At 69.9% G+C, this 20,545-nt stretch carries 20 protein-coding genes; 6 read left to right on the plus strand and 14 right to left on the minus strand.

Annotated elements, in window-relative coordinates; genetic code table 11:
• From G4D86_RS18200 to G4D86_RS18240, 9 genes are all read right to left on the minus strand, one after another.
• Positions 1 to 372, minus strand: a complete 372-nt coding sequence (locus tag G4D86_RS18200) for a hypothetical protein (RefSeq protein ID WP_163995246.1) — start codon at positions 370 to 372, stop codon at positions 1 to 3.
• Between the two features lie 110 nt (positions 373 to 482).
• Positions 483 to 1,193 carry an SH3 domain-containing protein gene (locus G4D86_RS18205; RefSeq protein WP_163995247.1) on the minus strand — a complete coding sequence of 237 codons (711 nt, stop codon included), beginning with the start codon at positions 1,191 to 1,193 and terminating at the stop codon, positions 483 to 485.
• Positions 1,190 to 3,055 carry a BatD family protein gene (locus G4D86_RS18210; protein WP_163995248.1) on the minus strand — a complete coding sequence of 622 codons (1,866 nt, stop codon included), beginning with the start codon at positions 3,053 to 3,055 and terminating at the stop codon, positions 1,190 to 1,192. The genes G4D86_RS18205 and G4D86_RS18210 overlap by 4 nt, the downstream gene beginning before the upstream one ends.
• On the minus strand, positions 3,039 to 4,061 hold the full coding sequence (locus G4D86_RS18215) for a tetratricopeptide repeat protein (protein ID WP_240360324.1): 1,023 nt from the start codon (positions 4,059 to 4,061) through the stop codon (positions 3,039 to 3,041). The genes G4D86_RS18210 and G4D86_RS18215 overlap by 17 nt, the downstream gene beginning before the upstream one ends.
• Positions 4,058 to 5,119 (minus strand): VWA domain-containing protein, encoded by a 1,062-nt coding sequence (locus tag G4D86_RS18220; protein WP_163995249.1) that lies wholly within the window; start codon positions 5,117 to 5,119, stop codon positions 4,058 to 4,060. Before G4D86_RS18220 ends, G4D86_RS18215 begins: the two co-directional genes overlap by 4 nt.
• Complete coding sequence (locus G4D86_RS18225) at positions 5,116 to 6,126, minus strand: vWA domain-containing protein (RefSeq protein ID WP_163995250.1); 1,011 nt, start codon at positions 6,124 to 6,126, stop codon at positions 5,116 to 5,118. Before G4D86_RS18225 ends, G4D86_RS18220 begins: the two co-directional genes overlap by 4 nt.
• Positions 6,101 to 7,093: a hypothetical protein gene (locus tag G4D86_RS18230; protein ID WP_163995251.1), complete on the minus strand. Its 993-nt coding sequence runs from the start codon at positions 7,091 to 7,093 to the stop codon at positions 6,101 to 6,103. Before G4D86_RS18230 ends, G4D86_RS18225 begins: the two co-directional genes overlap by 26 nt.
• Complete coding sequence (locus G4D86_RS18235) at positions 7,090 to 7,971, minus strand: DUF58 domain-containing protein (protein ID WP_163995252.1); 882 nt, start codon at positions 7,969 to 7,971, stop codon at positions 7,090 to 7,092. The genes G4D86_RS18230 and G4D86_RS18235 overlap by 4 nt, the downstream gene beginning before the upstream one ends.
• Before the next feature lie 28 nt (positions 7,972 to 7,999).
• Complete coding sequence (locus G4D86_RS18240; protein ID WP_163995253.1) at positions 8,000 to 8,989, minus strand: AAA family ATPase; 990 nt, start codon at positions 8,987 to 8,989, stop codon at positions 8,000 to 8,002.
• 190 nt (positions 8,990 to 9,179) lie between these two features.
• On the opposite strand from G4D86_RS18240, the gene G4D86_RS18245 reads away from it, so the two are divergent.
• Positions 9,180 to 10,109, plus strand: coding sequence for an alpha/beta fold hydrolase (locus G4D86_RS18245; RefSeq protein ID WP_240360325.1), 930 nt, complete (start codon positions 9,180 to 9,182; stop codon positions 10,107 to 10,109).
• A gap of 52 nt (positions 10,110 to 10,161) precedes the next feature.
• Here the strand turns inward: G4D86_RS18245 and G4D86_RS18250 are convergent, their stop codons facing one another.
• A complete protein-coding gene (locus G4D86_RS18250; RefSeq protein ID WP_163995255.1) occupies positions 10,162 to 11,265 on the minus strand; it encodes an ankyrin repeat domain-containing protein in 1,104 nt (367 codons plus the stop codon).
• Between the two features lie 37 nt (positions 11,266 to 11,302).
• Positions 11,303 to 11,926 (minus strand): cysteine hydrolase family protein, encoded by a 624-nt coding sequence (locus G4D86_RS18255; RefSeq protein WP_163995256.1) that lies wholly within the window; start codon positions 11,924 to 11,926, stop codon positions 11,303 to 11,305.
• 226 nt (positions 11,927 to 12,152) lie between these two features.
• On the opposite strand from G4D86_RS18255, the gene G4D86_RS18260 reads away from it, so the two are divergent.
• Together G4D86_RS18260 and G4D86_RS18265 are read left to right on the plus strand one after the other, a co-directional pair.
• Entirely contained in the window at positions 12,153 to 13,175 is a 1,023-nt protein-coding gene (locus G4D86_RS18260) for a linear amide C-N hydrolase (protein WP_163995257.1), read from the plus strand.
• Between the two features lie 147 nt (positions 13,176 to 13,322).
• Positions 13,323 to 14,819, plus strand: a complete 1,497-nt coding sequence (locus G4D86_RS18265; protein ID WP_163995258.1) for a glycosyltransferase family 4 protein — start codon at positions 13,323 to 13,325, stop codon at positions 14,817 to 14,819.
• Positions 14,820 to 14,920: 101 nt separating this feature from the next.
• Here the strand turns inward: G4D86_RS18265 and G4D86_RS18270 are convergent, their stop codons facing one another.
• Entirely contained in the window at positions 14,921 to 15,121 is a 201-nt protein-coding gene (locus G4D86_RS18270) for a hypothetical protein (RefSeq protein WP_163995259.1), read from the minus strand.
• A gap of 115 nt (positions 15,122 to 15,236) precedes the next feature.
• On the opposite strand from G4D86_RS18270, the gene G4D86_RS18275 reads away from it, so the two are divergent.
• Positions 15,237 to 16,190 carry a LysR substrate-binding domain-containing protein gene (locus G4D86_RS18275; RefSeq protein WP_163995260.1) on the plus strand — a complete coding sequence of 318 codons (954 nt, stop codon included), beginning with the start codon at positions 15,237 to 15,239 and terminating at the stop codon, positions 16,188 to 16,190.
• Between the two features lie 9 nt (positions 16,191 to 16,199).
• Here G4D86_RS18275 and G4D86_RS18280 read toward each other — a convergent pair whose 3' ends face one another.
• Positions 16,200 to 17,234 (minus strand): NAD-dependent epimerase/dehydratase family protein, encoded by a 1,035-nt coding sequence (locus G4D86_RS18280; protein ID WP_163995261.1) that lies wholly within the window; start codon positions 17,232 to 17,234, stop codon positions 16,200 to 16,202.
• Between the two features lie 101 nt (positions 17,235 to 17,335).
• Here G4D86_RS18280 and G4D86_RS18285 point away from each other — a divergent pair, with 101 nt between their 5' ends.
• Both G4D86_RS18285 and G4D86_RS18290 read left to right on the plus strand, forming a co-directional pair.
• The gene (locus G4D86_RS18285) at positions 17,336 to 17,707 is read left to right on the plus strand and encodes a winged helix-turn-helix transcriptional regulator (RefSeq protein WP_163995262.1); all 372 of its coding nucleotides are present in this window, start codon (positions 17,336 to 17,338) and stop codon (positions 17,705 to 17,707) included.
• Between the two features lie 72 nt (positions 17,708 to 17,779).
• Positions 17,780 to 18,589, plus strand: a complete 810-nt coding sequence (locus G4D86_RS18290; RefSeq protein ID WP_240360326.1) for an SDR family NAD(P)-dependent oxidoreductase — start codon at positions 17,780 to 17,782, stop codon at positions 18,587 to 18,589.
• 63 nt (positions 18,590 to 18,652) lie between these two features.
• Here the strand turns inward: G4D86_RS18290 and G4D86_RS18295 are convergent, their stop codons facing one another.
• Positions 18,653 to 20,182: a S1 family peptidase gene (locus tag G4D86_RS18295; RefSeq protein ID WP_240360327.1), complete on the minus strand. Its 1,530-nt coding sequence runs from the start codon at positions 20,180 to 20,182 to the stop codon at positions 18,653 to 18,655.
• Positions 20,183 to 20,545: the final 363 nt, after the last annotated feature.

Consider the following 20,545-nt stretch of genomic DNA (forward strand, 5'->3'; position numbering starts at 1 on the left):
TCAGGCGGACCAGCCGCCGTCCAGCAGCCGCTCGGCCTCCTCCAGTGAGAAGGCCAGGTGCGCCTCATGGCCGATGGCGCGGCTGATGCGCTCGAACTGGAGGGCCGCCGCCGTCGAGCGCCCCACCACGCGCACCACCCGGCGGAAGCCCCGCGCCCGCGCCGCCTCGACGATGCGTCGCAGTTGGGCCAGTCCCTCCGGAGGCACCGCCGTCAGGCCGCTGAGGTCCGACACCATGTCGAGCCCCGGCCGCAGCCGGTCGATGGCGGCCACCGCGGCGTCGCCAATCCGGCGAGCCTCCGCGTCCTCGACGTCTCCCCAGATACGCACCACCAGCCGATTCTTGCCGACGCGCGCCTCGACCTCGAACACGGAGCCACGACCTCCAGGAAGAAGTCGCCTTCCCTCCGCCCGAGTCTAGCTGCGGGACAGCGCGCCCTTCCACGCCCCGCCGCGCCCGAAGGCGCGGGTCCGCCCGGACTTCAGATTTCCGCCACGCCTTCGCGCTCGGCCCAGCCCTCCAGGCCATTGGGAAGGCGGATGCGGACGAAGCGGCCCGTCTCCTCCAGCAGCCGAACCTTGAGGCCGGCGTGGACCTCGAAGATGGAGCGGGCGCCAGCCTGGGGCAGCTCGCGCGCCACCAGCGTGGGGGCGAGGACGACGGCCTCGTGCACCGTCTCGTCCACCCACGCGTGCGCGGCCAGCAAGAGCCCGGAGGGCACCGCCACCGTGAAGAGCAGCGCGGACATGATGCCCACCGCCGTGCGCCGGCCCGGGCGCAGCGCGCGCCACAGCAGCACCAGGGCGAACGCCGCCACCCAGGTGCCCAGGAAGGTCCACGCCACCACCGTGCCGTCCGTGGCCGCCGTCACGCGCGGGAGGAACTCCTCCTCCGCCGTGGCGCCCACCACCTTGTCCACCTGGCGCGCGCGGGCCACGGCCAGGTTGGCCTCCAGGTCCGGCGCGCGGCCACCCTCCTTCTTCGCCTGCTCCAGCGCCAGCACCGCCCGGCCCAGGTCTCCCCGCGCCAGGTGCGAGGTGCCCAGGTTGTAGAGCACGTCCGGTCCGCCGTGGCCGTGGGACAGGAGCTTCTCGTAGCCCTGCTGCGCCGCCGCGTAGTCCTCGCGCGCGTACGCCTCGTTGGCCTTGAGGAAGACGTCCTGCGCCTCTTCCGGCGTGTAGTAGCCGCTCACGCCCAGCCCTCCATGGCCGCCATCGCGGTATCCATCACCTTCTGCCGCTCCGCCGGGTTGCCGCCGCCGCCGTAGCGGCCGAGGTCACACGCCTCCAGCACGAAGAGCACCCGCGAGCGCCGCTCCGCGTCCGCGCCCGCCGCCGTCAGCCGCTCGGCGAGCACCTCGCGGGTGAGGCCGCCCACCGGCACGCCCAGCCGCGCCTCCAGGAAGCCGTGCAGCGCCTTCTCCACCTCCGCGTAGAAGGCCCCCACGTTGGTGCCGCCCTGCAGCTTCTCCGCCGCCGCCAGCCGCTTGCGCGCGGCCTTCGCCTGCTGCCGGCCGCGGTCCGCCTCCGTGCGGGTGGCCAGCCTGCCGCGCACCCCGCCGATGAGCGCCACGCCCAGCAAGAGCCCCAGCGGCGCCAGCACCGCCGGCACGAAGAAGCCGCGCTTCCACGGGGGCTCGGACGGGGCCACGAACTTCGCCTGGTAGCGCACCGGCCGCAGCCCGCCCGCCGTCAGCACGTTCTTCTGCTCGTTGGCCGCGTCCGCCACGTGCGACGGCGACGAGGGCAGCGCCGACACACCGCCCGCGCCCGCCTCCACCGTAATCGTCACCGCGTCCGTGCGGGCGACCTCGTAGGACTGCTCGCGAGGGTCGAAGTAGGGGAACTCCAGCGCGGGCAGCGTGAAGGTGCCCGTGCGCTGCGGCATCACCAGGTACTCCACCACGCGGCGCCCCTGCACGCGGTTGCGCTGGGGCGCCACCTTGTCCGTCGTGGTGGGGTCGTAAATCTTGAGCGCCGCGGGGCCAGTGAGCTTCGGCGGGGTGACGTTCTTCACGTTGCCCACGCCCTCCAGGATGACCTTCACCGTGACGGGCTGGCCCAGTTCCACGCGCGTCTGCGACACGTCCATGGACAGCCGCCAGCTGCCCACCTGCGCGTTGGCCATGCCCGGGGGCGCGCCCGGCGGCAGCGGCCGCACCTTCACCTTCAGCGCGTTGGAGACGCGGTGCACGCGGTGGCCCGCGAAGAGGAAGCCGGTGGTGATGTCCGCCTCCGCGGCGGTGATGGACAGCGTGCCGGGCTTCACCGGGAAGAGCGCGCGGCGGCGCAGCAGGTAGGCGCGGTAGGGAATGCCGTCGACAATCTTCTGCTCGCCGGACAGCTGCGTGGGGCTCTCCACCTCCTCCGTCCAGAAGCCCTCCAGCTTGGGCATGGTGACGGAGTCCACGCTCGACAGGTCCACTCGCGAGTAGATGTAGAGCGACAGCGTCACCTGCTCGCCGACGTACACCTCGTCGCGGTCCAGGCTCGCGCGCAGGAACAGGTCCGAGTCCCCGCGCGGAATCGTGGGCTCGTCCGCATCCAGCTCCTCGCCGAACGGGTCTTGCCGCTGCTGCGAGGGCGCGCTGGCGAACGGGTCCGGCAACGAGCCTCCGGAGCTGCCCGAAGGAGGCGAGCCCAGCCGGCCCGTCCTCACCGACAGCTCCACCGGCTGCGTGCGGTACGTCTTCCCGCGCACCGTGATTTGCGAGGGCGGAATCTTCAGCCGCCCGGCGCGATTGGCCCGCATCACCAGCACGTACCGGGTGACGTCCTGGATGACGGCCGGGCCGCCGCCGGACAGGGAGATGGAGCGCTGGCTGCTGCGCGAGCTGGAGAGGACCTCGAAGTCGTCCGACTCCGGCAGCTGCATCTGCGCGTTGGGCGGCGCGTCCACCACCACCACCGTGAGCCGGAAGGTGTCCTGGCTGCCCACCTCCTCGCGGTCCACCGTCTGGTAGAAATCCAGGTCGTCGTTCGCCCAGGCCGGCGCGGTGGCCAGCAGGGCGAGCACGGCCAGCAGGGCCCCGCGGGCGCTACCAGTCCTTCTCATTGGGCTTCCTCTGCTTCTTCTTCTGCTGGAAACGCCAGAGCTGGAGATTCTTCTCGTTCTGCTTCATCGCATCCAGCAGGCGCTCCGCCTCCTGCCGATCGACGTCCGTCGGGCTCGCCCCGCCATCACGGGACTCCTCCGCGTCCTCTTCTCCCGCGCTGCCCCCGTCACTGCCACCGTCCTTCGATTCACCCTCACCGTCGTCCTGCCCACCATCCGCGCCGCCGTCGGCACCGCCGTCGCCCTTCTGCTGCGGACCCTGCTGCCCGCCGTCCGCGCCACCATCCGCGCCGCCGTCACTGCCGCCGTCACCCTGGCCACCATCCGCGCCGCCGTCACTGCCGCCGTCGCCCTGGCCACCATCCGCGCCGCCGTCCGCGCCACCATCCATGCCCCCGTCCTGCGGGGTGCCGCCATCGCCGCGCGTGCCGCCATCCGCGCCCGCATCCGGGCGCCCGCCGTCACTGCCTCCGTCGGCGCCACCATCCGCGCCGCCGTCGGGCTGGTTCTGCTGCGGGGGCGGCAGGTTGCGCAGCACCACCTCGTAGTTGTGCCGGGCCTGCACGTCCTGCGGGTCCAACGTCAGCGCGCGCCGGTAGGACTTCAGCGCCTCCTGCCGGTCTCCCGTCGTCGCGTGCAGGTTGCCCAGGTTGTACCAGGCCTTCTGCCGCAGGTCGGGACGGTTGGACTCCGTCACCCCGCGGAAGGCCTCCTGCGCCTCGGGGATGCGGCCCAGCTTCGCCAGCGCGTCCGCGCGGTTGAAGTCCACCGCCGGGTCATTGGGCCGCTCCTTCTTCGCCGCCTCGAAGGCCGCCAGCGCGTCCTCGAAGCGGCCCGCCGCGTACGCCTCGCGGCCCTGCTCCACCAGCGGGTGGTCCTTCTCCAGCGGCCCCGCCGCTCCCGCGGATGTCGGCAGCGCGAGCGCCACCACCAGCGTCCAGGTCAGCAGGCGCGCGGCGCGGCTCGCGCGGCTCGCTCGGCTCGGAAACTCCAGACGCGCGCTCACGGCGAGGACCTCCGGCGCGAGGACGGCAGCAGCAACATGCCCAGCGCGAGCAGCGCCAGCCCCGGAATGGCGAAGGACTGGAAGCGCTCGTCGTAGCGGACCGTCACCCGGCTCTCCAGTTCGCTCTTCTGCATCTGGTCGATGCGCTCCACCACCTGCGCCATGGCCACACCGCGCGGCTGGTAGAAGAAGGCTCCGCCAGAGCCCTCGGCGATGGTCGTCAGGCCCGCGCGGTCCAGCCGCGTAATCACCGTCTCGCCGGCCGCGTCCTTCTTGTAGTCCACGAACTCGCCGCGCCTGTCGTAGACGGGAATGGGCTCACCGGACTCGGAGCCGACGCCCACCGCCAGCACCGGGACATTCGCTTCCTTCAGCGCCTCGGTGGCCTCGGCCACCTCGCCGAAGAGGTCCTCACCGTCCGACAGCAGCACCACCACGCGCTCCTTCGAGCCGCGGTCCGCGTTGTCCAGCACCTGCTTCGACAGCTTCAGCGCCGCGCCCACGTTGGTGCCGCCCTGGGGCATCACCTCCGGGTCCACCGCGCGCAGGAACAGCTTCACCGCCGAGTAGTCCGACGTCAGCGGCGACTGGATGAACGCATCGCCCGCGAACACCACCAGACCCACGCGGTCGCCCTTCAGCTCATCCAGCAGCGTCGTCAGCTCCAGCTTCGCGCGCTCCAGGCGGCTGGGCTGCACGTCGCGCGCGAGCATGGACTTGGACGCATCCAGCGCCACCACCACGTCGATGCCGCGGCGCTTCGTCAGCTCGCTCTTGGTGCCACACTGCGGCTGTGCGAGCGCGAAGCCGAAGAGCGCCAACCCCAGCCCGTACATGCCGCTCTGCACCGCCGGCCGCCACACCGAGACGCCCGGCGTGAAGCGCTCCGCGTGGCGTTCGTTGAGCAGCGCGCGCACGCGCGAGCGGCGCCGCAGCGCGCCCACCAGCGCGAGCATTCCCAGCAGCACGCCCAGCAGCATCAGCAACAGGAAGAAGGGCTGGGCAAGCCCCACCTGGTAGCCGAGCAGCGTGAAGCGCCAGGGTTCCACGGGCGTCACGGGAAGACCCTCAGGAAGGAGGCGCGCAGGAGCAGCTCCAGCGCGGCGAGGCCGAAGGCGGCCAGCAGGAACGGATGGAACTCCTCGCGGTAGGTGGCGCTGGCGCCGCCCTCCATCAGCTTCGAGCGCTCCAACGAGTCGAGCACCTTCTGCAGGCCCGCGCGCAGGCCCTCCGGGTCCGTGGCGCGGTAGTACTCGCCGCCGGTGCGGTCCGCGATGTCCTGCATCAGCTCCGGGTTGATGGGAATCTCCGTCTCGCGCCACACGGTGTTGCCGAACAGGTCCGTGCCCTGCGGGAAGGGCACCTTGCCGCCCTTGCCCACCAGAATCGTGTAGATGGGCACCTTGAGCGAGTGGGCCATGTTGGCCGAGTCCATGGGGCTGATCTTCCCGGCGTTGTTGTCGCCGTCCGTAATCAGCACCACCACGCGGCTCTTCGCCTCCGAGTCGCGCAGGCGGTTGAGCGACGTGGCCAGCGCGTCGCCAATGGCCGTGCCGTCCTCCAGCACGCGCGTGCGCAGCTGCTTGATGACCTCCTTCAGCACGCCGTAGTCCAGCGTCAGCGGCGCCTGCGTGTAGGCCGCGCCCGCGAACACCACCAGGCCGATGCGGTCATTCACGCGGTTGGCGATGAACTCGCTGAGCACTTCCTTCGCCACGTGCAGACGGTTCTGCGGGCGGAAGTCTCCGGCCTCCATGGAGGTGGACAAGTCCAGCGCCACCACGATGTCGATGCCCTCCACCGACAAGTCGCGCACGCGCGAGTCGCGCGCCTGGGGCCGGGCGATGGCGAAGATGGCGGCGGCCACCGCCACCGCGCGCAAGAGCGGGAGCAGGGGCAGCAGGTACGTGCGCAGCCCCTTGCCGTTGCGGGCGAAGACGTGCGCGGCGGAGAAGCTCAGCGTGGCGCGGGCGCGCCGCTCCCGCCACGCCTGCACCAGCAGCAGCGGCACGAGCAGCAGCCCCCAGAGCGCCTCGGGGTTATTGAACGTGGGGAGCGGCGGCATTGGCGGGAGCCTGGGGCGGGGGCGGAACGTACGTCTTGTCGATGAGCGCGTAGCCGAAGGCGAGCGCGTCGCGGCAGGACTCGGGCGAGGACTCCGCGCGCGCGTACTTCACCATGTCCGACTCGGACACGAAGCGCATCAGCGCGTCCTCGGGGAGGCCGGGCGTGGGCAGGCGGCGCAGCGAGGCCATCAGCTCCGAACTGGTGCACTCCAGCGCCTCGAAGCCGTAGCGCTCACCGAGGTAGCCACGGACGATTTCGGAGAGCCGGAAGTAGAAGTCCTTCGCGTGGCCGCGCGCGGGCAGGTCCTCCGCCTTGAGCGCGTCCAGCGCCTTGCGCGTGCGCACGTCCAGGGGCTGCTGCGGCACCACCACCACGTGCTTCGGGCGGTTCTTCCACCAGCGATACAGCGCCCACGCCAGCAGGCCCGCGGCCAGGGTGCCCAGCACCGCCAGCACCAGGCGCCACGAGCGGATGGGCACCTCCTGCGGCGGCTGGTAGTCGAAGAGGTCCGCGCCCTGCCCGTCCGCGTCCGGCGGCAGCGTGGACGTCACCTCCACCTCGCGGCCCGGCAGGGAGAACTTCTTCGGGCCGTCCGGCGTGGCCACGTCGAAGGTCAGCGCCGGCACCTGCACCAGCCCCAGCGAGAAGGCGGACATGCGCACGCCAATGGTGGTGGTGGCCGAGTCCGGCCCGTCCTTGCGCTGGCGCGTCTGGTCCAGCACCTCGAAGTCGCCCGTCTCCTTGGGCAGCACCAGTTCGTAGCGGTGCTCCTTCGGGTGGGTGATGACCACCTCGTAGAGGAAGGGGTCGCCGATGCGCACCTGCCTCGGCTCCACGCGCGCGGAGACGTTCTGCGGCTGCACCGTCTCGGCTGCGGGCGCACCGGGAGGCTGCGGCGCCGCCGCCACCCATGACGGGAGCGCGCCCACCAGCAACAGGGCCAGCACGGGAAGGAGCCGCGTCACGCCGCCATCCTCCGGGCCCGCGCGCGGAAGAACTGCGCGAGCGCCTTGCCGTGGTCATCGCCCGCCCGCAGCTCCACGTGGTCCAGCTCCAGCTTCTTGAACAGCTTGCGGCGCTCGTCGCGCGCGACCTGCATGGCGCGCGCGAAGCGGCCGCGCACGCGCGGGTCGCTGGTGTCCACCACGAAGCGCTCGCCCGTCTCCGGGTCCTCCATGTCCACCAGCCCCAGCCTCGGAAAGGCCTCCTCCAGCGGGTCCTCCACCACCACCGGCACCAGGTCGTGCTTGCGCCCCACCAGCCGCAGCGGCTTCTCGTAGTCGCGCGCCTGGAAGTCGGAGATGAGGAACGTCACGGCCTTCCGCTTCGCCACCTGCCTCAGGTACGAGAGCCCCGCGGACAGGTCCGTCCCCTTCCCCTGCGGCTTGAAGGTCAGGATGTCGCTCACCAGCCGCAGCACGTGCGTGCGGCCCTTGCGCGGCGGCACCACCTTCTCCACCCGGTCGGAGAAGAGGATGAGCCCCACGCGGTCGTTGTTCGCAATCGCGCTGAAGGCAATCTGCGCGGCGACCTCGGCGGCAATCTCCGCCTTGGTGCGGTCCTTCGAGCCGAACTCCTTGGACGCGGACACGTCCACCAGGAGCATCACCGTCAGCTCGCGCTCCTCGGTGAAGACCTTGACGTAGGCCTCGTTCATGCGCGCGGTGACGTTCCAGTCGATGATGCGAATCTCGTCACCGGGCTGGTACTGGCGCACCTCGGAGAAGGCCATGCCGCGGCCCTTGAAGACCGAGTGGTACTGACCCGCGAGCATGTCGGAGACCACCTTGCGGGTGCGTATCTCCAGCTTGCGGATGCGGCGGATGAGGTCCTTGGGAAGCACGGGGGCGCCTGCGGTTCGGGAGGGTGCGTCAGGGGACTTCGACGCGGTCGAACACGCGCTGGATGATCTTCTCCGTGGTGAGCTCCTCCGCCTCCGCCTCGTACGTCATGGCGATGCGGTGGCGGAGCACGTCGAAGGCGATGGCCTTCACGTCCTCGGGGGTGACGAAGCCGCGGTGGCGCAGGAAGGCGTGGGCGCGCGCGGCCTGCGCGAGGGAGATGGTGGCGCGCGGCGAGGCGCCGAACTGGATGTAGTCCGCCAGGTCCTTGAGGCCGTACTTGTTGGGCTCACGCGTGGCGAACACCACGTTGAGGATGTACTCCTTCACCTTCTCGTCCATGTAGATGCTGTGGACGAGCTCGCGGGCGCGGACCAGGTGCTCCAGGTTGATGACCTTCTGGGCCCGGGGCATCGTGCCGCCGGACATCCGGTCCATGATGACCTTCTCCTCGTCGCGCGTGGGGTAGCCCACCTTCACCTTGAGCATGAAGCGGTCCACCTGCGCCTCGGGCAGCGGGTAGGTGCCTTCCTGCTCGATGGGGTTCTGGGTGGCCAGCACGAGGAACGGCGAGGGCAGACCGAAGGACTGGTCGCCGATGGTGACCTGGCGCTCGGCCATGGCCTCCAGGAGGGCGGACTGCACCTTGGCGGGGGCGCGGTTGATTTCGTCCGCGAGGACGATGTTCGCGAAGATGGGGCCCTTGCGAACGGTGAAGTTCGCGGCCTGCTGGTTGTAGATCATCGTGCCCACCACGTCCGCGGGCAGCAGGTCCGGGGTGAACTGGATGCGCATGAAGGTAGCGCTGAGCGCGTCCGCCACGGTGCGCACGGTGAGCGTCTTCGCGAGGCCGGGGACACCTTCGAGCAGCACGTGCCCGTTGCAGAGCAGACCGATGAGGATGCGCTCCAGCATGTAGCGCTGGCCGACGATGACCTTGCCGGTCTCCTGGTTGAGGATCTCGACGAAGCTGCTTTCCTGCTGCACGCGTTCGGTGAGCGCGCGGATGTCGGTGTTCAATGTCGCCTCGTGTCGGACTGGCGGCGGCAGCCTAGGGGTTACCGGGTATCGGGCTCAACACCGCAGAAGCCCGGCCATTCCAGTAAGTTGCGCGTCCGACCGCCCCTGCTGGAGCCCCTTTTCCCATGTCCCACCCTGCGCCGTCCCACCCCCGGACGTTCCACTCCCGGTGGAAGCCGGTCCGCCCCGCGTGTCCTGGGGGACGGCCGTGAAGGCCCCGGCGAAGGCTCCGGCGGTGGGGGCCGTCGAGGCGGGGCTGCTGGGACAGCTGGCCCCGGCGGTGACGGCGACGGTGCGCTGGCTGCCGGGGGGCGGGGCCCTGCGGGTGCTGGAGGGGGGCCAGGGCCGCACGGTGGTGCTGCTGCATGGCCGCGGCGGGGCCGCGTCCACCTGGTTCGTCTATCTGACGGCGCTGGCCCGGGGGCACCGGGTGCTGGCGGTGGACCTGCCCGGTTTTGGGATGTCCTCGGCGACGGAGGGGGCGCTGGAGTCGGCGGAGGACGGGGTGCGCTTCTTCACGGAGCCGGTGGAGGAGCTGTTGCTTCAGCTGGGGACGGGGCCGGTGGCGGTGGTGGGCCACTCGCTGGGCGGGCTGGTGGGGCTGGAACTGGCGCTGCGCGGCCGGGTGCCGGTGGAGCGGCTGGCGCTGGTGGATGCGATGGGGCTGGGGCCGGAGATGGTGCGCAAGGCGCGCCTGTTCTTCCGTGCCGGACCGGAGCGGCTGGCACGCTCGCTGGGGCCGTGGGCCTGGTCCCGGCTGATGCCGCCGCCTCCCACGCCGCTGGGCGAGCGACTGGGGGCGCTGGACTATGAGCTGGTCGCGGTGCCGGAAGGCCGGGACGCGGGGGCTCGGGCGTTCAACACGCTGGTGCCGATGACGGGGCCTGTGTTCCACCGGCGTGAACGGCTGGGCGAGGTGAAGGCGCCGGTGCTGCTCGTGTGGGGTGAGAAGGAGGATGTGCTGCCCCCGTCGCTCGCGGAGGAGGCGGCGCGGCTGTTTCCGACGGCGCGGCTGCTGCGCGTGGACGCGGGGCACAGTCCGCACCAGGAGCACCCCGAGCGCGTGCTCCCGGAGCTGAAGTCGTTCCTCGATGAGGGGCTGCCCACTCGCGAGTCGTAGCGACTGGCGGCGGACCCCAGCATCGGTGGAGCCCACGCCATCGTTTCCCACGCTACTTGTCGACTCGCTCCCTGACGTCGAACCGGCCCGCCGTCACCTGATGACGCTCCACCGTCAGCGTGTCGGCCTTCAGCACGCCACGCACCTCCAGGCTGTAGTCGTTGTAGTAGGCGTCGACGGCTCGGGCCCGGAGGTCTCCTCCAATCACCACGGGCCCCTCCGTGTAGAGCGTGTCGCACTCGAAGTCGCCGCCCACGAACAACTGGCGCCCCTGGCGGTTCGCGGCACTCCCCTTCACCGTCAGCCTGCCCGTCACCATCAGCGAGCCCACGCTCAGACTCCCATCCACCTCCAGGTCGCCATGGTGGATGTAGACGTTCTTGGAGACCTTCTTCACCTTCTTGGGCTTGGGCTCACGCGTCGAGACCTGCCGGATGAGGTCGATGCAGGCGAAGACGAAATGGGGCCGCGTACCGCCGTGCTCCTCGATGCTCTCGTAGAGCTGGTCGATGGTGACCGAGTGCTCCTCCACGAAGACGCTGTCCATGAACGCCCGGAGCGCCTCCCACTCACGGGGCTCCAGCGTCCCCGGCGCGGGGCCGGACAGGTAGCGGGTGACGCTCTCCTCGGAGAGTTCCTTCAGCTTCTTCGGAGGCGGCGGCCGCTCCGACTTCGTCTTCTTCAGGAGCTCGACCAGCAGGGGGACGACGTTCTTGCTGTGGCGCGAGCCGCGCGCTGTCGACAGGACGGACCTGCCTCCCGGAGTCCTTCCTCGCGGGTCCATTCCTTGTTCGATGAGGAACCGGACCACCCGGTCGGCGCCGAACTCCGCCGCCCGGTGCAGCGGCGTGTCGTAGCCCACCACCTCGTGGATGTCGGCACCGTGCTCCATCAGGAGCTGAATCAGCTCGACATTGTTGTGGGTCACCGCGACGGCCAGGGGCGTGTGGCCGTTGATGGTCTTGAAGTCGAGGCTCACGCCCTCAGAGAGGAGCTGCCGGATGCGCTCGAGCAGCGAGGCATTGCCGTCCTGGGCCTTGCGCAGGACCGCGAGGTACTCGGCCTCCGCCATCTCCACCCGGTCGTAGGTCTCGATGTAGTGAAGGTCGTTGACCTTCTGCATGAGGTGCGTCAGCTCGTTCTGCTGCTCCGTCATCCCCGGGAGTGTAGGCGACCGCGCGGCCCGTCCTGCATCACTTCGAGTCAGGAGGGCGCTTCACCGGCGTGCGCCGCCGCTTCGCGCTCAGCTTCAGCTCGTCGCTCCGGCAGACGCGCACGCGCAGGAAGCGCTGGAGCTGTGACAGCGCGAGGTCGTGGTCCTCGTCGCTCTCGGCGGCGCAACAGTCGCTCAGCACGGTGAGATTGTACTCGTGCATGTGCGCGTCGTGCGCGCTGAAGAAGATGCAGAGGTTGGTGGCCATCCCCGCGAGGATGAGCTTCTTCGTGCCCAGGTACTCCAGCAGCGGCACCAGCGACGTGGCGAAGAACGCCGAGTGCTTGGGCTTGAGGATGAAGTAGTCATCCGGCCCGGGCTTGAGGGCCCGCGCGACGTCGCGGCCCCGCACGCCCGGATGCGTACAGTGCTTGTAGATGTCGCTGAAGTTGCTGCGCCAGTAGCCGAAGTTGTCGTTGACGTAGATGACCGGCACGCCCGTCTTCCGCATCCGGGCGGCGAAGGGCCCCAGCCGCTCCACCATCTTCAGGGCCCACGGCAGGACCTTCTCGCCCCCGGGAAAGTCCAGGTCGTTGATGACGTCGATGATCAACAACGCGGTGTCGGAGCGCTTCCCGCTTCGCGGCTTCGCCTGCTTCGTCACGTCCACCTCACGCGGAGAAGAATAGTCACGCGGCAACGGGACGCAGGTGCTTCCCAGCAGGACGCAGCCTCCTTCCGTCCACTGCCGTGCCCAACAGCCAACGCCCCGAATTCCCTGGAGCCACTCCCTGGCAGGGAAGCTGGTGCGGCACGTGCACAGGGCCCCGGCATCGTGGACGACCCCGCCCCCGCGGGAAGGTCGGCTCCACGCAGGAGCCCTACACATCATGTGCACCGACTTCCTCATCACCGCCGCGGACAAGAGCGCGGTGAATGGCCGCAGCATGGAGTTTGGCGTGGACCTTCAATCCATGCTCCTGGTCCGCGCGCCCGGTACGAAGTTCCAATCCCTCTCACCGACGGGCCTCAATGGGCTGTCGTGGACGGTGAAGTACGGGTACGTCGGCCTCACCGCGTACTCCGACTTCCCCATGATGGTGGATGGCCTGAACACCCACGGGCTGTCGATTGGCTGTCTCTGGCTGCCCGGCTCCACCTACCAGAAGGTCACCAACACCTCTCTCGCCCTGGCCCTGGAGGACTTCGCCGGGTGGGTGCTCGGCAACTTCAAGGACGTGGACGAGGTGCGGCTCGCGCTCTCCACCGGACAGGTGCAGGTCTGGGAAGGCACCTGGCTCGCCAGGATGCTGCCGCTGCACTTCCCCATCCACGACGCCCGCGGCCAGAGCATCGTCGTGGAGTTCATCGACGGGAAGGCCAACGTCTACTCCAACCCCGTGGCCGTCCTCACCAACGACCCGCCCTTCCCGCAGCAGCTCGAGAACCTCGGCGGCTATTCGAATCTGTCGCCGTGGGATGCCCGGCCCGTGGAGATGGGCGGCAAGTCCTTCGCGCCCTCGGGACATGGCAGCGGCCTGCGCGGCCTGCCCGGTGACTCGACGCCGCCCGCGCGCTTCGTGCGCGCCGCCTACCTCAAGCAGTTCGCCCAGACTCCCGCGAACGCGGCGGACGCGTGCAACCTGGCGTTCCACATCCTCAACGACGTCGACATCCCGCTGGGTACCAGCCGCTCGCTCAGCCTGAAGACAGGCAAGGAGGAGGCCGACTACACGCAGTGGGCCGTGGTGAAGGACCTCACCCACACCGTCCTCAACGTGCGCATGTACGGCAACATGCTCGTGTACTCCGTCGACCTGAAGACGCTCGACTTCGGCAAGGCCGCTGGAAAGACGTTCGCCGTGCCGGCGAGCCCCACCTCCATCGATCTCACCGCGAAGCTGTCCGCCTGAGCTGCCCGAGGGCTCCCCGGCTGAAGGGGCGGGGAGTCCTCGGCGTGCGGGCAACCGACAGGTCCACCCGCCGACACCTTTCCAGCTTCTGTTACTTTGAGGTCACAAGAAGCGCCGGACCGGCATACCATGGGGCGCAATCGTCCCATGCGCATTCTTCTCGCGAATCATCAACTCGATCAGCGACAGGGCTCCGAGCTGTACTGCCTGGAACTGGCGACCGCGCTGACCCAGGCCGGTCACCAGGTGGCTCTCTTCACCTTCCGTCCTGGAGCCATCGCCGAGGCGGTCCGACGCCGCGGCGTCACCGTGTTCACGGCGGCGGAGGCCTCGGCGCTCGAGGCCTTCGATCCGGAGGTGCTCCATGTCCACCACGCGCCCTGTCTCTACTTCCTGGGTGCGCTCCGGCTGCGTGCCCCCGTGGTGTACTCCACGCTGGGCGTGCTGCCTGACCTGGAAGGGGCGCCCATCGTCTGGGCGGGCGTGGCCCATGGGCTCGCCGTCTCCGAGGAGGTGCGCGAGGCGCTGACGCCCACTCCCTATGGCGCGGCGGTGCCCATCTCGCTGTGCCGCAACTGGTTCGATGACACCGGCCTGGAGAAGCCCGCCCCCGCACGGGCGCGCCCGGCGCGGCGCATCGCGGTGGTGAGCAACCACCTGGAAACGCGGCTGGCGGAAGACCTGGACGCGGTGTGCTCGGCGCGCCCGGGGGTTTCGTGGACGCACCTGGGCCTGCCCCATCACTCCACGGAGATAACGCCGGAGCTGCTGCGGGACTTCGACCGGGTGGTGAGCATCGGGCGCACGCCGCTGCTCGCGGCGGCCCTCCAGGTGCCGAGCCTCCTCTACGACCTCCACGGCTGCGACGGCCTGCTGTCCGTGGAGCACTTCGACGCCCAGGCCCGCGTCAACTTCTCCGGCCGCCACACGCGCGCGCGTCCCTCACGCGAGGAGCTGGGCCACCTCCTCTTCGAGGAGGCAGAGCGGCTGGACGTCGCGGCCCTCGCGGACCGCGTCTGGCGCGACCACCGGCTGAGCCGGCGCGCGGAGGAGCTGGTCGCGCTGTATGAGCAGGCCCAGGCGGGGGCAACGGCGATGGGTGACACGACCCGGGTCGCCTACGGCCGCACCGGACGGGCATACGCAGAGGCGGTGGACCCCCGCCATACCGCCCGCCTGGTCCAGTTGGAGAAACAGCTCACGGAGGCGCAGCAGCTCGCCGACGCGCGGCAGGTCCACCTCACCGCGGTAGAGCAGCGTAACGCAGCCCTGGGTTCCGCCCTGGAAGCGGAGGCCGCCAACGCCGTGCAACTTCGCGGCGAGCAGGAGCAGGCACGCGCACGAATCGAGCAGCAGGCCACCGAGCTGGAGCAGGCACGCGCACGAATCGAGCAGCAGGCCACCGAGCTGGAGCAGGCACGCGCACGAATCGAGCAGCAGGCCACCGAGCTGGAGCAGCTCCGGTCCTCCCTGGCGTGGATGGAGACCCACGTTTCCTGGCGACTCTTCACCGCGCTGCGAACAGCGAAGGAAAGGGTTGCGCCGCCCGGGACACGCCGGCTGGCGCTCTACAAGCGGGTGCGCCAGCGGATCCACGTGGCAATCACCGGGGAGTCACCGGACGGACGCCTCTCCTCCGGGTAGACCCACGCAGGGGAGGCGACACCGCGCTTTGCCGCGAAGACGGGAGGCGCCCGTGCCGAAGCTCGGCATGCCTCCTGACATCGTCGCGGTGAAGCAATCCCTCAGCAGCAACCTCCGGCCAGGCAACCCGTCTCCGCGCTGACCGGCTCCGATTCCGGCACGGCGCGCGGTGCGGCCGCCCGCCTGCCACCCGTGGGGCGGGGCTCCGCCGCCCCGGCGCCGCGGCCCCTCGGCTCGTCGTCGACGCGCTCGACAGTGGTCAGATAACCCTCCAACATCAACAGGCCCTTGTAGATGCTCATGTGCTGCCTCCCCAGGCGCTTCGTTGAACTGTCCTCAAGGTACGGACATGCTCCCCGGGGAAAAAGCGATGATTTTGCAACCCTGCTTTGAACTTTCCTCAAGGTGCTGACCGCGATGTCCCGCCCGTCCTTGTACGCCCTGCAGGGCTTCGTCAGTGCCGCCCGCCACGGCAACCTGTCGCGCGCGGCGAAGTCGCTGCACCTCACCGTCAGCGCGCTGAGCCACCAGATTCGAGGCCTGGAGGAGCAGCTCGACCAGCGCCTCTTCGTGCGCAACGCGCGCGGCGTCGAGCTGACCGCCGACGGCCGGCGACTCTTCGAGCACGTCGCCGAGCACCTCGATGCGATTGAGCACGCCATGCGTCCGTACCGCGCCCGGCGCGATGACGTGCTGACGCTCACGCTGCTGCCCTCGCTCGCGACGAGCTGGGTCGTGCCGCGCCTGCCGGGCTTCGTCGCCCTCCATCCACGGCTCGAAATCAACCTGCAGTCGACCGTGGAGGTGGTGGACTTCGAGAAGGAGACGGACATCGATGCCGGACTGCGCTTCGGCCGTGGGCCCTGGCCGGGGCTGCGCACCGTCCACCTGTTCGACGACTGGGTCACCCCATCGGCGAGCCCGGCGCTCCTCGAGCGGCTGGGGCGCCCCACCCTGCGGACCCTGGAGCGCTTTCCGCTGCTGGGCTCCACCGCCACCTGGAGCCCGTGGTTCGAGCGCTTCGGCGGCACCCCACCCCGCCGCTTCGTCGCCAACTTCGACGACACGGAGACGCTGAACCGCGCCGCGGTAGAGGGGCTCGGCATCGCGCTGGGCCGGCTGACGCTGATTCGCCCGCTGGTGAAGGCGGGGCTGCTCGTGCCGCTCTTCACCGAGTGCCTGAAGACAGACCGCGCGCACTACCTCGTGTATCCGCAGCGCTCGGACGACCACGCGGGACTCGCCGCGTTCCGCGAGTGGCTGCTCGCCGAGGCCCGCAGCTACTCCGCGCAGGACTCCGCATCCCCGCCGCCTGTGGAGGCCCCGGCGCCCCCGGTGAAGCGCGGCGGACGGAAGCCGGCCCGTGGGTAGCGGCTCCCGTTACACGAGCCCCTCTCGCACCAGGCTCTCCGCGCAGTCGACAATCGACTCCGCCGCCGGGCGCGCGCGCCAGCCCAGCATCCGCTCGGCCTTCGCGGTGCTGAACTCATTGCGTCTGCCCAGGCTTCCAGTCAGCTGACGCATCTCCGGGTTGAACAGCGCCCCCACGCGCACCAGGAAGTCCGGTGCCAGGCCCGTCGGCACCTTCGCCGCGCGGGCGCCCAGCCGCTCGCGCAGCATACGGGCCATGTCGGTCATCCACAGGAAGTCGCTCGTCCCGGCGAACCGGTGGCCCGCCGCCTCGGGCGTCCGCATCGCCAGCAGGTGCAGGTCCACGAGGTCTCTGACATCCACCACGCTGAACCCGAGCCTCGGAAGGCGGGAGAACTCTCCGCGCAGCATCCGCGCCATCATCTCGATGGAGCCGCCTAGATCCTTCCCGAGGACAGGCCCTTGAATCATGCCGGGCAGCACCGTGGTCAGCGTCATCGGCCCCCCTGACTGCCGCGCGAAGTCCCAGGCAGCCTGCTCGGCCAGCGTCTTCGAGTGCGTGTAGTGATTCACGCCCTTGCCGGTCAGGTCCGTCCACACCGTCTCATCCGTCGGCGTCCGGCCCGACTCGCGCGCCGGTGGCAGCGCGGCCAGCAGCGACGACGTCACCACCACGCGCTTCACGCCCGCCTTCGCACCGGCCTTCAGCACGCGCAGGGTGCCCTCGCGGGCCGGGCGGATGAGGTCCTGGTCCTTGAACTCGCCCACGCCCATGGGCGAGGCGACGTGCAGGATGAAGTCCGCTCCGTCCGCCGCCTGCTCCCACCCCTCGTCCTTCAGGAGGTCGGCGGCGAAGAAGGACAGGCGGTCCTCCGCGTCCACCTGGCGGGCGATGGCGGCGCGAACCTCGCCTTCCCGGCGCAGCGCGCGGACCGTCGTCCGGACCCGGTACCCCTGCTTCAGCAGCGCGACGAGGGTCCAGCCACCCACGTACCCGGTGCCGCCCGTCACCAGCACCACTTCGCCATTCCCGGTTCTGTTCATCGCTCACCCGCCATGTCGGTCCGCGCCCCGCTCGGGACTTGGTATCCAAAGGAGAGTGAGTGAGTATCGGTGACCACTTTTCTCCGCAAGAAGGCACCTGGATGAAACTCGGTAACCTGGACCTCCCCTCCGACGTCTGCCGCTCGGTCGGCGACGTGCTCGCGCGCATCGGCGACAAGTGGTCGGTGCTCGTCATCGTCCTGCTGAAGGACGGCAGCAAGCGGTTCAGCGAGCTGCGGCGCGAGATTGGCACCGTGTCCCAGAAGATGCTGACGGCCACCCTGCGCGGGCTGGAGCGCGACGGCTACGTGAAGCGCACAGTCACTCCCACCATTCCCCCCCGGGTCGACTACGAATTGACGGGGCTGGGGCGCGATGTGCTGACGCCCCTCGACGCCATGGCCCGGTGGGCCCTGTCACGGCGCGAGCAGGTGGAGGCCGCGCGAAAGGCCTACGACAAGCGCAACCGCTGAGGGCCCGCGCTGAGTGGGTTTTGAATCGAAGTCACAGGTGCTGGTCCCCAGAGAGGGTTGCAGGACGGGCCCGTGCGCGACACCTATGGGGGCATGAACCTCCAGCTCGACAACAAGCTTGCCCTCGTCACCGCCTCCACCGGCGGCATCGGTCGGGAAATCGCCACTGCCCTCGCCCGTGAGGGCGCCACGGTCATCATCAATGGACGCACGCTGGCCAGCGTGGAGGGCGCCGTCGCCGACATCCGCGCCCGCGTGCCGGGGGCGAATCTCGAGAAGCTGGCCGCCGACAACGGCACCGCCGAGGGCACCGCCGAGACGGTCCGCCAGTTCCCCGCGGTGGACATCCTCATCAACAACCTGGGCATCTACGAAGCGGTGGGCTTCTTCGACGAGACGGACGAGGCCTGGCAGCGCCTGTTCGAGGTCAACATCCTGAGCGGGGTGCGCCTCGCCCGGCATTACCTCAGGGGAATGCTGGCGAAGAAGAGTGGCCGCGTGCTGTTCATCGCCAGCGAGGCGGCCATCAGCCCCTCGCCCGAGATGGCCCACTACAGCGCGACGAAGACGATGCAGCTCTCCGTGTCGCGCAGCCTCGCGGAGCTGACCAAGGGCACGGCCGTCACCGTCAACACCATCATGCCGGGCTCGACGCGGACAGAAGGCGTCGCGAAGCTCGTCCAGGACATCTTCCCCGGCCTGCCGCTCGCCGAGGCGGAGAGGCGCTTCATGCGGGAGAACCGCCCCACCTCGCTCATCGAGCGCCTCATCGACCCGAAGGAGGTGGCGGACTTCGTCACCTACGTGAGCAGCCCGCTCGCCTCCGCCATCAACGGGGCCGCGCTGCGCATCGACGGCGGGCTCGTGCGCAGCGTGTTCTGAAGCACGGGCCAGGGGCGGGCAGCGCCTCCCCTGGCCCGCGACGTCTTCAGGCCGCCGCGAGGCTCAGCGGTAGTCCCACTTCTGGTTCGCGCCGCCGGTGCAATCCCAGATGATCAGCCGGGCGCCGCTGGCCGAGTTCCAGTCCTTGATGTCCACGCACTTGTTGGCGAGCACGCTGACGAGGTCGCCCGCGCCGCTCAGCACGAACTGCTGGGCCGCGTTGCCATTGCAGTTGGCGAGCTGGATGGTCGTGCCGCCGGCCGTCGAAGCCCCGGCCACGTCCATGCACTTGCCGCCGGCCTGGAGCGTACCGTTGATGAAGGTCCACTTCTGCGCGCTGGTGTTGTTGCAGTCCCACATCTGGAGCGGCACGCCGTCGGAGAAGTTGGAGTTGGGCACGTCGATGCACTTGCCATTCCAGCGCGAGATGAACGACGCGCCGCTGCTGCCGCCGCCCGTCGTGCGGAGCGTGAGGCGGTAGGTGTTCAGGATGGGGTTGATGGGCTGGAAGAACGTCTGCGGAGGGTTGCCGTTGGCACACGTGCCCGCCACGCCGGACGTCACGCCCTGCGCCTGGTTGCCGGAGATGAACGAGCCACCCGAGTCACCGCCGTCCGCGCACGCGTTGCTGCGGCTCAGGCCGTACACGGGGCCGTTGGAGTAGTTGACCGTCACGTTCTTCGCGTCGAGCGTGCCGCAGCGCCAGCCGGTGGTGTAGCCGGAGCGGCAGATGGAGGCGCCCAGCGGGGCCTCCTGCGAGCCCGCCACCGTCACGTTGCCGCCGTTGTAGTTGTAGACCCACGGCTGCGGCGTCCACGAGCCGTTGGTCGCCACCCAGCCGAAGTCGTTGCCTGGGAAGGTGGACGCCTGGATGGTGCCCAGCGCCACGCCGTTGTAGCCGGTGGTGGCGGTGCCCGCGCCGCCACAGTGGCCCGCGGTGACGAAGCCGCCATTCACCGCGAAGCCAATCGAACAGCGGAAGTTGCTGAAGTAGTACGGGTCACCGCCGCGCACGTCGTAGACGACCTGCGGCGCCTGCGTGGAGGGGAGGACGCGAATGGAGCCGTCCTTCGCGCCGCTGCTGCCGGCGACGAAGGCGTCCGCGCGGAGCTTCGTCTGGCTGGATGCGTCCGCGAAGACGACGACGGTGTTGGTGGGCAGGTCGACGTACCAGGAGTGGATGGCGGGAGAGAGCTCCTTCACGTTGAGGTCCAGCTCCGCCTTCACGCGCTCCAGCTGCGCCTGGCTGCGGGCCACGCGCTGGGGCCGCGCACCGGCGAGGCGAGCCTTCGCCGCGCTAGCTTCATCGGTGACACCGACGATGAGCTGGCCACCTTCCGCGTCGAGCCACGCGCCGCCGAACTTCGCGCCGAGTTGCTCACGCAGACTCTTCTCGAGCTGGGGAGCTTTCGCCTCGAAGGCGAGTCGGCGGTGAACCTGCTCCTCGCTGAGGCCCAGGTCACGGCGCATCGCGGAGACGATTTCCGGAGACACGTCCTGCGCGGCCTCGGCGGACGACGGGATACCAGCCACGGCGGCCAGGCCAGCGAACATCGCCGTCACGGAAGAAAGCCAATCGAACTTTCGGGTCATGGTTTGGAGGAATCAGCCCAGAGCAAAGGCAGACGCCAGGGTGAGGGGTTCCCCTGCTCGTGGGCATTGAGGGTGTGCCCTGGCGTTTCGGGTTTTCCCTGAGCAGGGGACATGCCAGCCCTCTCGCGGGACGCGAGGGACGGTGCTTCAGAGGGAAGCGGGCCCTCTTGCCGGGCCTTCACGCCTTCGGCGGGTGGTAACTCGAGAGACCAGCTGGTTACACGGGTTACCACCTACCCAGGGGTACTGGGGTTACAAGAGTTACCACCTTGCCAGGGGATGCGGGGATGGGTGGTGGTGTGGCAACGTCAAGCCCTCGCATCTCGGCGGGCGAATCCACGTCCGGAGGTGAGAGGGGGAACA

The sequence above is a fragment of the Pyxidicoccus caerfyrddinensis genome, assembly GCF_010894405.1.
GTDB classification, from domain to species: Bacteria; Myxococcota; Myxococcia; order Myxococcales; family Myxococcaceae; genus Myxococcus; species Myxococcus caerfyrddinensis.